10 protein-coding genes and 1 pseudogene are annotated in these 10,532 nt (G+C 67.1%); 6 read left to right on the forward strand and 5 right to left on the reverse strand.

Going from position 1 to position 10,532, the window contains the following annotated elements:
• Positions 1 to 489, forward strand: a 489-nt coding sequence (locus C100_RS28315; protein WP_037529618.1) for a DMT family transporter, incomplete at its 5' end; no start/stop codon positions are given.
• A gap of 12 nt (positions 490 to 501) precedes the next feature.
• Here the strand turns inward: C100_RS28315 and C100_RS28320 are convergent.
• Positions 502 to 1,260 (reverse strand): enoyl-CoA hydratase-related protein, encoded by a 759-nt coding sequence (locus tag C100_RS28320; RefSeq protein WP_024018399.1) that lies wholly within the window; start codon positions 1,258 to 1,260, stop codon positions 502 to 504.
• 101 nt (positions 1,261 to 1,361) lie between these two features.
• On the opposite strand from C100_RS28320, the gene C100_RS28325 reads away from it, so the two are divergent.
• The 3 genes from C100_RS28325 to C100_RS28335 all read left to right on the forward strand — a co-directional run bounded on the left by C100_RS28325 (position 1,362) and on the right by C100_RS28335 (position 4,569).
• Positions 1,362 to 2,354, forward strand: coding sequence for a bile acid:sodium symporter family protein (locus tag C100_RS28325; protein ID WP_052028226.1), 993 nt, complete (start codon positions 1,362 to 1,364; stop codon positions 2,352 to 2,354).
• A 2-nt stretch (positions 2,355 to 2,356) separates the two neighbouring features.
• Positions 2,357 to 2,890 carry a phosphoribosyltransferase gene (locus C100_RS28330; protein WP_031308671.1) on the forward strand — a complete coding sequence of 178 codons (534 nt, stop codon included), beginning with the start codon at positions 2,357 to 2,359 and terminating at the stop codon, positions 2,888 to 2,890.
• A 74-nt stretch (positions 2,891 to 2,964) separates the two neighbouring features.
• Positions 2,965 to 4,569, forward strand: coding sequence for a phytoene desaturase family protein (locus C100_RS28335; protein WP_024018402.1), 1,605 nt, complete (start codon positions 2,965 to 2,967; stop codon positions 4,567 to 4,569).
• Positions 4,570 to 4,579: 10 nt separating this feature from the next.
• Here the strand turns inward: C100_RS28335 and C100_RS28340 are convergent, their stop codons facing one another.
• Genes C100_RS28340 through C100_RS28350 form a run of 3 tightly spaced genes read right to left on the reverse strand, consistent with a single transcriptional unit; the run spans position 4,580 to position 8,783 of the window.
• A complete protein-coding gene (locus C100_RS28340; RefSeq protein ID WP_024018403.1) occupies positions 4,580 to 6,109 on the reverse strand; it encodes a DHA2 family efflux MFS transporter permease subunit in 1,530 nt (509 codons plus the stop codon).
• A gap of 9 nt (positions 6,110 to 6,118) precedes the next feature.
• Positions 6,119 to 7,276 (reverse strand): EmrA/EmrK family multidrug efflux transporter periplasmic adaptor subunit, encoded by a 1,158-nt coding sequence (locus tag C100_RS28345; RefSeq protein ID WP_024018404.1) that lies wholly within the window; start codon positions 7,274 to 7,276, stop codon positions 6,119 to 6,121.
• Entirely contained in the window at positions 7,269 to 8,783 is a 1,515-nt protein-coding gene (locus tag C100_RS28350) for an efflux transporter outer membrane subunit (RefSeq protein WP_024018405.1), read from the reverse strand. The genes C100_RS28345 and C100_RS28350 overlap by 8 nt, the downstream gene beginning before the upstream one ends.
• A 155-nt stretch (positions 8,784 to 8,938) precedes the next feature.
• Here C100_RS28350 and C100_RS28355 point away from each other — a divergent pair, with 155 nt between their 5' ends.
• Positions 8,939 to 9,514: a TetR/AcrR family transcriptional regulator gene (locus C100_RS28355; protein ID WP_235219009.1), complete on the forward strand. Its 576-nt coding sequence runs from the start codon at positions 8,939 to 8,941 to the stop codon at positions 9,512 to 9,514.
• 150 nt (positions 9,515 to 9,664) lie between these two features.
• A complete protein-coding gene (locus tag C100_RS28360; RefSeq protein ID WP_024018407.1) occupies positions 9,665 to 10,282 on the forward strand; it encodes a response regulator in 618 nt (205 codons plus the stop codon).
• 8 nt (positions 10,283 to 10,290) lie between these two features.
• Here the strand turns inward: C100_RS28360 and C100_RS0123980 are convergent.
• A pseudogene (locus C100_RS0123980) lies at positions 10,291 to 10,532 on the reverse strand (siroheme synthase); the annotation flags it as partial.

Consider the following 10,532-nt stretch of genomic DNA (forward strand, 5'->3'; position numbering starts at 1 on the left):
CTGGCCGTCGCCGGGCTGATGCTGATCGCGGCGCCGGGCGAAGGGCTGGGCTTCGGACCGGGAGAGATGGTGACGCTGGTCAGCACCCTGGCGATCGCGCTGGAGATCATCTTCATCAGCCTGTGGGCGGGCAAGGTGGATGTCGCGCGGGTGACATTGGTGCAGCTGGCGGTGACGGCGCTGCTCGCCTTTGCCTGCATGGCGCCGGCGGGCGAGCGCCTGCCGCCCTTTTCCTGGACGGTCGTGCTGTCCGCCTGCGGGCTGGGCGCGATGACCGCGCTGATCCAGTTCGTGATGAACTGGGCGCAGCGCACCGTGTCGCCGACGCGCGCGACGCTGATCTACGCCGGGGAGCCGGTCTGGGCCGGCATTATCGGCCGGGTCGCGGGCGAAAGGCTGCCACCCGCCGCGCTGCTCGGCGGATTGCTGGTCGTCGCGGCGGTGATCGTGAGCGAGATCGACTTCACGCGCCGCAAACCCGCCAGATGATCGTTACGATGCTCAGCTTCTGGCAAAGACCGGCGGACGCTTCTCGAAAAAGGCGGTGAAGGCTTCGCGCGCCTCGGGCGACGCCATCGCCTCGCGGAACAACTGCGCTTCCTCCTCGATCCGGGCGACGAGCGCGGCGGGATCGCCCTTCATCAGGCGGCGGGTGGCGGCCAGCGCGCGCGGCGGCTTGGCCATGAGCGCGGCGGCCTTGGCCCTCGCCTGATCGAGCAGGGCGTCGGCCGGAACGATCGCCGTCACCATGCCGGCGCGCGCGGCGCTGTCGGCGTCCATCGGTTCACCCAGCAGCAGCATCGCCGCCGCCCTGGCATGGCCCAGAATGGCGGGCGCGAGCAGGCTGGAGCCGGCTTCGGGCACCAGGCCCAGATTGACGAAGGGCATGACGAAGCGCGCGTCGGGCGCGGCATAGATGAGGTCGCAATGGAACAGCATCGTCGTGCCGACCCCGACGGCCAGTCCCTGCACCGCCGCAACCAGGGGCTTGTCGAAGGTGGCGATGGCGCGGATGAAGGCGAAGGCGGCCGCCCCCCCTTCCGGCCCGGCCAGGAAATCCTGAAGATCATTGCCCGCGCAAAAGGCATCGCCCCGGCCCGCGATCAGCACCGCGCCGATGTCCGCGCGCATGGATGCGTCGGCCAGCGCGGCCGTCATGGTGCGATACATGGCGCCGGTCAGCGCGTTCTTCTTGTCCGGGCGGTCGATATGGATTTCCATCACGCCCTGTTCTTCGATGATCGCGATATGGTCGCTCACGCCCGGCCTCTCCCTTGTTGCGGTGCAAGGGGAAATTGTTGGCGCAGCCCGGCGGCGGCGTCTATCCCCTGATTTTCGATCATTATCCGCCGGAAGACCAGATGAACCGATTGCGCCAGGCGCTCGACCCCTTCCTGCTGCTGCTGATCGCCACCGTCGCCCTAGCGTCCGTGCTGCCGGCGCGGGGCGAAGGCGCGCGGGTCGCCGGCGCGATCGCGGACGCAGGCATCGTGCTGCTTTTTTTCCTGCATGGTGCGAAATTGTCGCGCGCGGCGATCTGGAGCGGCGCGCGGGCGTGGAAACTGCACCTGGCGACGCTGGCAACGACCTTCATCGCCTTCCCGATTCTGGGCCTGATCGTCGGCCGAGTCGGCATCGTCCCCGCCGACATGCGCGCGGGGTTGCTGTTCCTGGCGCTGCTGCCATCGACCGTCCAGTCGTCCATCGCCTTCACCGCGATCGCGCGGGGCAATGTCGCCGCGGCCGTGGTCAGCGCCTCCTTCTCCAACCTGCTGGGCATCGTCCTGACCCCCTTGCTGGTCGCGCTGCTGATGCAGCGGAGCGGCAGCGCCGGCCTTGTTTCGCTGTCCTCGATCGAGGGGATCGTGCTGCAATTGCTGTTGCCCTTCGTCGCGGGCCATCTGATGCGGCCGTGGATCGGCGGGTTCATCGAACGGCATCGGGCGATGATCGGGCGGGTGGATCGCGGGTCGATCCTGCTGGTGGTCTATGCCGCTTTCTCCGCCGCCGTGGTCGAGGGACTGTGGAGCAAGGTGTCGACGGGCGAATTGCTGGCGCTGGCGGCGTTGTGCATGGCGATGCTGGCGGTGGTGCTGCTCTTCACCTATGCGCTGGGGCGGATGCTGGGCCTGTCGCGCGAGGATGCGATCGTGCTGCAATTTTGCGGGTCGAAGAAGAGCCTGGCGTCGGGGGTGCCGATTGCCGGCGTGCTGTTCCCGGCGGCGGCGGTCGGCCCGATCCTGTTGCCGGTCATGGTCTTTCACCAGATCCAGTTGATGGCTTGCGCGCTGCTGGCGCGCCGCTATGGCGCGCAACCATTGGTCGAGGTGCAGCAGCCGGCGGCGGCGGAATGACGATGACAACGAACGAACCGATCCTGACCGACATCCCCATGGACCGCTTCCTGACCCAAATAGAGGCGCTGGCGGACGTGATCGTCGCATCGCGATGGCGACCCGACTGGATCGTGGGCGTGGGGCGCGGCGGGCTGGTGCCCGCCACCTGGCTGAGCCACGCCATCGGGCGGCCGATGCTGTCGATCGACCTGTCGGCGAAGCTGCCCAGCTTCAGCGAGGCGCGACTGGCGGACCTGTCGATACGGACGGACGCGGGCGAGCGGATGCTGGTCGTGGACGACATCAACGACAGCGGGCGGACCATCAACCGGTTGCGCGACGCCATCGGCGCCCGACACGGGAATGGGCGCGGAGACGGGCTGCGCTTTGCCGTGCTGATGGACAATATCCGCTCCGCCGCCCGCGTCGATTATCGCGCCGAAACGATCGACCGCGCCGTCACAAAGGACTGGTTCGTCTTCCCGTGGGAGAAGGTCGCGAGCCGGGCCAGCATCCTGGCCGACTGGGGTGAGGCGCCCGACCGGACCGCCTAAAATAGACAGCTGCATCGACTTTGCGCGCGGGATAGTTATACGATCGTAAAACTTTAGGGAGCGGGAGCGTCGACATGGGCAGCAGCTATGACGCCGTCATCATCGGCGGCGGACATAATGGGCTGGTCTGCGCCTTCTACCTGGCGCGGGCGGGCTATAGAGTGCGCATATTGGAGCGGCGCGCCATCGTCGGCGGCGCGGCGGTGACCGAGGAATTTCACCCCGGCTTCCGCAATTCGACCGCCAGCTACACGGTCAGCCTGCTCAATCCCAAGGTCATTCGCGACATGAAGCTGGCCGATCATGGCTATCGCGTGATCGAACGGCCGATCAGCAATTTTCTGCCGCAGTCCGATGGCGGCTATCTGAAGCTGGGTGGCGGGCTGGAACGGACGCAGGCGCAGTTCCGCAAGTTCAGCGACCGCGATGCGGACAGGCTGCCGGCCTATTATGCGGCGCTGGAGGTGGTGGCGGACATTCTGCGCGATCTGGTGCTGAAAAGCCCGCCCAATGTCGGCGACGGGCTGACCATGATCGTGCAGGCGCTGCAACAGGGGCGACGGGTCGCGGGGCTCACGCTGGAGCAGCAGCGCGACGTGCTGGACCTGTTCACCAAGTCGGCGCGCGGCTTCCTGGACGGCTGGTTCGAAAGCGAGGCGGTGAAGGCGGCGTTCGGCTTTGATGCGGTGGTCGGCAATTATGCCTCGCCCGACACGCCGGGAAGCGCCTATGTGCTGCTGCACCATGTCTTTGGCGAAGTGAACGGCAAGAAGGGCGCCTGGGGTCATGTGACAGGCGGCATGGGCGCGATCACGCAGGCGATGGCGGCGGTGGTCGCCGCGATGGGGGTGGAAATCAGCCTGGAGGCGCCGGTCGCATCCGTGCTGGTGGATGGGACGCGCGCGGTGGGCGTGCGGCTGGAAAGCGGCGAAGAGGTGATGGGCGGCGCGGTGATCGCCAATGTCGGGCCGAAGCTCCTCTATGAACGGATGATGGCGCCCGCCGACCTGCCCGCCGATTTCCTGAAGCGGATCGCGGCTTTCAGGACGGGTTCGGGGACGTTCCGCATGAATGTGGCATTGTCCGCCCTGCCCGACTTCACATGCCTGCCCGGCGCAGGGGAGCATCACCGATCGGGCATCATCATCGCGCCGACCCTGGACTATATGGACCGGGCGTTCATGGATGCGAAGCGGTACGGATGGTCGCGAGAACCGATTGTCGAGATGCTGATCCCGTCCACCATCGACCGGAGCCTGGCGCCGGCGGGATGCCATGTCGCCAGCCTTTTCTGCCAGCAATTCGCGCCGACCCTGCCGGATGGTCGCAGCTGGGACGATGCGCGGGAGGCGGCGGCGGATCAGGTCATCGCCACGGTGGAGGCCCATGCGCCCGGCTTCGCCCGGTCCGTGATCGCGCGGCAGATCCATTCGCCGCTCGACCTGGAACGCAAGTTCGGCCTGGTCGATGGCGACATCATGCACGGCAATCTGACGCTGGACCAGATGTGGGCGGCGCGCCCGGTGCTGGGCCATGGCGCCTATCGCGGGCCGGTGAAGGGCTTGTATATGTGCGGCGCGGGCACCCATCCGGGCGGCGGCGTGACCGGCGCGCCGGGCCATAATGCCGCCCGCGCAGTGCTCAGCGACGGCGCGCTGTGGCGGCGGTGGCGACGATAACCCCGCCGCGTCAGTGCGCGGCGGAGGTGTCGACCTTGCCCACCGGCTTGGGCGCGAGCCAGACGATCACCGCGGCAGCAAAGCAGACAAGCGCCGAAATGAAGAAGATATGATCGACCGCGATGGCGATCGCTTCCCCCTCCACAATGTTGGAGATGGTCTGCCGGATCTGCTCGGTCGACATGCCGAGCGCCTCCAGTTTCGCCTGCGCGTCTTCCGGTTGCAACACGCGCGCCAGTTCGTTGCGCGATACCCGTTGCGAATCGCCCCAGCCGGTCAACACCAGCGACGTCGCGATGGCGATCGCCATGGTGCGCACGAAATTCTGCAAACCCGCCGCCGACGCCGTTTCGCTCGGCAATACGGACCCCAGGGTCAAGGTCGTCAGCGGGATCATGAAGAAGGGCATGGCGAAGCCCTGGACGAATTGCGGCGCGGCCAGCGTCCAGAAATCCACCCCGCTGGTCCAGTGCGCGCGCCACAGCGTCATCAGGCCCAGCCAGAAAACCGCGCCCGAAATCATGATGCGCGGATCGACCTTGCCCATGAAGCGCGCCACCATGGGCGCCATCATCAACGCCGCCATGGCGGTGAAGGCGGTCACGATCCCCGCCCAGGTCGCGGTATAGCCCTGGGTCATCTGCAACCATTGGGGGATGACGACGATGCCCGCGAAATAGGCGCCGAAACAGAGCGCGAGCGAAAAGACGCCGGAGGAAAAGCCGATATGGCGGAACACCCGCAGATCGACGATCGGATGCGCCTCGGTCAGTTCCCAGATGATGAAGATCAGGAAGCCGATCGCGGCCAGCACCGCCAGCACGACGATCAGCGGATCGCCGAACCAGTCATGGTCGCGCCCGATGTCGAGCATGATCTGAAGGCAACCGATCCAGAAGACCAGCAGCGCCAGGCCGATCTTGTCGATCGGCAATTTGGCGGTGTCGGTTTCCACCGGCCGCAGCAGCGCCTGCGCCGCGAAGATGCAGACCACCGCGATCGGCAGGTTGATGAAAAAGATCCAGTGCCAGCTCCAATTGTCGCTGATATAGCCGCCGATGATCGGCCCCATGGCCGGCCCCAGCAGCGTGGTCATCGCCCATAGCCCCATCGCCCTGGGCCGCGCCTCCGGCGGGAAGATGCGCATCAGCAGGGTCTGCGACATTGGCATGATCGGCCCGCCGCAAATGCCCTGGCCGATACGACAGGCGACGATCATGCCCAGCGTCATCGACATCCCGCACAAGAACGAGAAAATACCGAAGCCGACCATTGAGAAGGTGAACATCTTGACCACGCCGAACCGCTGCGCCAGCCAGCCGGTCAAGGGCACGCAGATCGCCTCCGCCACCGCATAGGATGTGATGATCCACGTCCCCTGATCCGGCGCGATGCCCAGATTGCCGGCGATATGCGGCACCGAGACGTTGGCGATGGTCAGGTCGAGCACGACCATGAAATTACTCATGGCCAGCACCAGCCCGGCCAGGGTCCGGGTGCGCGGCGAAAGCCGCGAGAAGATTTCGTCGTCGCCAGCCATGTCCTACCCCTATTCGGCGGCGAGGTCGATCTCGACGTCCATCGAGAGGCCCACGCGCAGCGGATGCGCCGCCAGTTCCTTGGGATCGAGTGCGATGCGCAGCGGCAGGCGCTGCACCACCTTGATCCAGTTGCCGGTCGCGTTCTGCGCCGGGATCAACGACATGGACGATCCGGTGCCGCCCGAAAAGCCGACGACCTTGCCATGATAGACGACGTCGCCGCCATAAAGGTCGGAGGTCACGGTGGCGGGCATACCGACCCGCACGTCGCGCAGCTGACGCTCCTTGAAATTGGCGTCGACATAGACCTGGGCCAGCGGCACGATCGTCATGATCGGACTGCCCTGCGCCACGCGCTGGCCGACCTGCACCTGCCGCTTGGTCACGACACCGTCGATCGGCGCGCGGATGATGCTGCGTTCCAGGTCCAGCTTCGCCGAATCGAGTTTCGCCTGGGCCGCCATGACCGCGGGATCGGTATCGACGGTCGAACCGCGCACCAGGGCGTCATTGGCTTCCAACTGGCCGGTCGCCGCGTTGCGGGTCGCCTCGGCCGTCTTGACGCCGGCGCGGGCGAGGTCGAGCGCGGCGCGGGCGCTGGCATAGGCCTTGCGCGCGCTCGTGACTTCATCGGCCGACACCGCGCCGGCGCTGACCAGCGCCTCGCGCCGTTGCAGGTCGACCCGCGCCTTGTCCAGATCGGCCTGGGCGGTGGCGAGCTGGGCGCGCGCCTGCACGATGTCGGCGCCGCGCGCTTCGACCTGCGCGGCCAGCGAATCACTGGTCGCGGCGGTCTGGCGGAAACGACGGCGCGCCTCGGCCAGGTCCGCCTGCGCCTGCGCCACGGCGATTTGCGCGTTGGTGGGGTCCAGCTTGACGAGAATATCGCCCTTCTTGACCGGTTGCGTGTCGCTGACCAGCACCTCGACCGCCTGGGCGGACACCAGCGGCGTCACCTGCGCCATTTCGGCGTTCACATAGGCATTGTCGGTGCTGACATGGTTGCGGCCGAAGACCATGTACCAGACGCCCCAGAGCAGGACGGCCACGAGCACCACCAGCCCGAGCCGGATCAGCCATGTCCGGCGCGCGGACTGGCGCGCCTCCTGCTTCGCGTCGGTCGCGTCGGCGCGGTCGGCGGAAAATTCGGGTGCGGCGTCAGCCATGGATGTCGTCCTTGGGCAAAGCGGCGCTGGCGACGAAACCGCCGCCCAGCGCCCGGATGAGAGCAATGTCGAGCGAGAAGGCGCTGGCTTCCAGGTCGGAAACCCCGCGGCGCGCGGCAAGCAATTGATCCTCGACGGTCAGCACGTCGAGATAGGGGGAAAGCCCGCCGCGATAGCGTTTTTGGGCAATGTCATAGGCTTCTTCCGAAGCGGCGAGCGCCGCGCGGGCATCGGCCAGCCGCTCGGCCAGCGCGCGGCGGCTGGTGACGGCGTCGGCCACCTCCTGATAGGCGGCCAGCACCGTCTTGTCATAGGTGGCGACCGCTTCGTCATAGGTGGCGCGGGCGCCGCGATACTGGCCCTGCAACGCGCCGCCATGAAAGATCGGCAGGCTGATCGCCGGGCCGGCATTGCCGAACAGCGAATCCTTCTTGAACAGATCGTCGATGAAGGGGGTCGGCCCGCCCGCCGCGCCGGCGCCGGTGAAGATGGTGTTATAGCCCAGCGACTGGACGCCGATCAGGGCGCTGAGGCGCACGGCCGGGAAGAAATCGGCGCGGGCGACCTTGATCCGCTTGGCCGCCGCTTCGGTCCGCGCGAGCGCGGCGGCGATGTCGGGACGGCGCGCAACCAGATTGGTGGTCACATCGGCGGGGAGGCCGAGCGGCGACAACTGGCCACCCTGCGGCCGGGTGATCGACAGGCCACGGTCCGGCCCCGCGCCGATCAGCGCCGCGATCTGGTGCTGCCGCAGCGCGATCGCCAGGCGCGCGCCGGCCAGTTGCGCCTTTGCCGAGGAAACGGTGGCGTCGGCCTGACGCACGCTGCCACGCGTTTCCAGGCCGTTCTGGCGCCGGTCGGCGACCAGCTTCTGGCTGGCCATGCGGATGTCGAGCGTGCGCTGCTGCACCTCCGCCTCGTCATAGAGGCGGGCCAGGTCGGCATAGGCGTCGGCGATTCCGGTAGTCAGCACCAGGCGCGCCTGGCGCGCGTCGATCTGCGCCGCGCGCGCTTCCGACGTGGCGGCAGCCAGCGCCGCCTTGTTCTTGCCCCACAGGTCAAGGTCGAAGCCCAGGTCGAGCGCCACCCGGCCGGTGCCGAGCCAGCCCTGCGGCACGAAATCCTTGGGCATCCCCATATTATAGCTTTGCTTGGTCGCCGACGCGCTCGCCTCCAGATCGGCGGAGGGCAATGTCGCCGCGCCCGCCTGCCGCGCCATGGCCTGCGCCTGGCGGAAACGCGCCGCGGCGATCGCCATGTCGGGCGCGTTGTCCAGCCCTTCCTGGATCAGCGCGGCAAGCTGCGGATCGCCATAGGCGGTCCACCAGTCGTCAGCCGGCCAGGCGGTGTCGGGGGCGCTGAAACTCTGCTGCGCGGCCACGCTGGCCGGCGCGCGAATCGCCGGCTGCGGACCAAGATCGGGGACCGCGGCGCAGGCCGACAACAGCATCGCCGTCGTCGTCGCCAGCATCGCGCGGGAGGAAAAAGCCATGCGACTCACCGCCATAACAAACCGTACCATCCAGTATGAAAATCGCACTTGCGCCTGTTGCGAGACCTTGTCAACAACATTAGCGTACTATATGGTACGATTTTATGACGCAGCGTGAATCGCCCTCAATCTGTAGCCGCAGGGAGGCGCGCAAGCGTGATCGCCAGGACATGATCCTGAAGGTCGCGCAGCAATATTTCCTGGAACATGGCTATGCCGGAACGACGATGTCGGGCATCGCCGCCGCGCTGGGCGGGTCCAAGGGGACATTGTGGAACCATTTTCCGTCGAAGGAGGCGCTGTTCTCCGCCGTCCTCGACCGGGTGGCCCGCGCCTATCGCGCCCGGCTTTCCCAGATTCTGGAGCCGGACGGCGACTTGCGGACGACGCTCCAGCGGGCCTGTATCAGCCTGATCGGCAAGGTGACATCGACCGAGGCGATCGCGCTGCACCGGCTGATCGTCTCGGAAGGCGGGCGGTTTCCCGAACTCAGCCAGATTTTCTTCGAACTGGCGCCGCGCAACACCCGCGCCCTGCTCGCGCAATTTCTGGAGCGGGCGATGGCGCGCGGCCTGCTTCGCGCCGCTGGTCCGACCGACGCCGCCCGTGTGCTGATGGCGCTCTGCATGGCGGGCAGCCATCAACAATTGCTGATGGCGCAAATCAGCGCGCCGGACCCTGAACAGATCGAACAGGATGCGCTGTTCGCCGTCGACCTGTTCATGCGCGCCTATGCGCCGGAATGAATGCCGGCATGAACGCTGAGTGGACGATGGCGTCGGATCGGTAGAGCCGGCGCGCGCCAGGACGACGAAATACACTTCATTGCGGACCAGGCCATTAACCAATTATTGGTGCGCCAATCCTAATGTCGGGCGCCAAGGCAGGAGTTCACCATGCAGTTTTTCAGGCGCAATCCCCTTGGCCGACTCGCCGCGCCGAAGGCGCCGCCCGTTGGCCGACGCCGGCTGCGCCTGCTGCTGGTCGATGAAAATCCCGTCGCCCGCGCCGTCGTGGCGCGGCGGCTGTCGCATCTTCACTATGATGTCGTGCTCGCCGAACATGGCTTTGCCGCGCAGAATGCACTCATCGCCCGCCCGGCCGACATCATCCTGATCGACATGGACCTTGCCCTGCTGCCCGCCATCGCGACCATGCAGAAGATCCGCGCGGCCAATCTGGCCGGCAACGCCTGCTTTGTCATGATCGCCGGCCGTAGCGACGGCAAGTCGGTGATCGCGGCGCTGGAAGCGGGCGCGGACGACCATATCGTCAAGCCCGTCGACTTCGACATTCTCGACGCCCGGCTGCGCCAGCTTTACCAGAAGGCGGAACGGATCGGCACGCTGACGCAGCATAATGCCGAACTGGATGCCCGCATCGCGCGGCGCGCGGTGGAACTGGGCGAAACACGCGACACGCTGCGCGAAATGGAGGCCGACCGCGCCCGCCTGGTTTCCTCGATCCAGGCGCTTCAGGATGAAGTGGCGCGGCTGAGCGCGCGCCGGGACTGACCCCTTTTTCAGCCCCAGTCCAGCCAGAGCGACAGCCCATCCCCGCCCTCGTCCGGCGGCCCATCCGCCACGATCCGCGCCGCATCGGCGCGCGCCCGGTTGAGGATGACGGCCGGCACGTCCGGCCGGTGATAGACGCGATCGGCCTGTCCCAGCAGCCGCGCCGCGCGCAATGTCAGGTCGTCCGGGTCGCCCGATGACAGAATGATCGGCTCCAGCCGCGCCACGCCGCCGTCTGCATCAACCGCCA

The organism is Sphingobium sp. C100, assembly GCF_000508185.1.
Classification (GTDB): Bacteria; Pseudomonadota; Alphaproteobacteria; order Sphingomonadales; family Sphingomonadaceae; genus Sphingobium.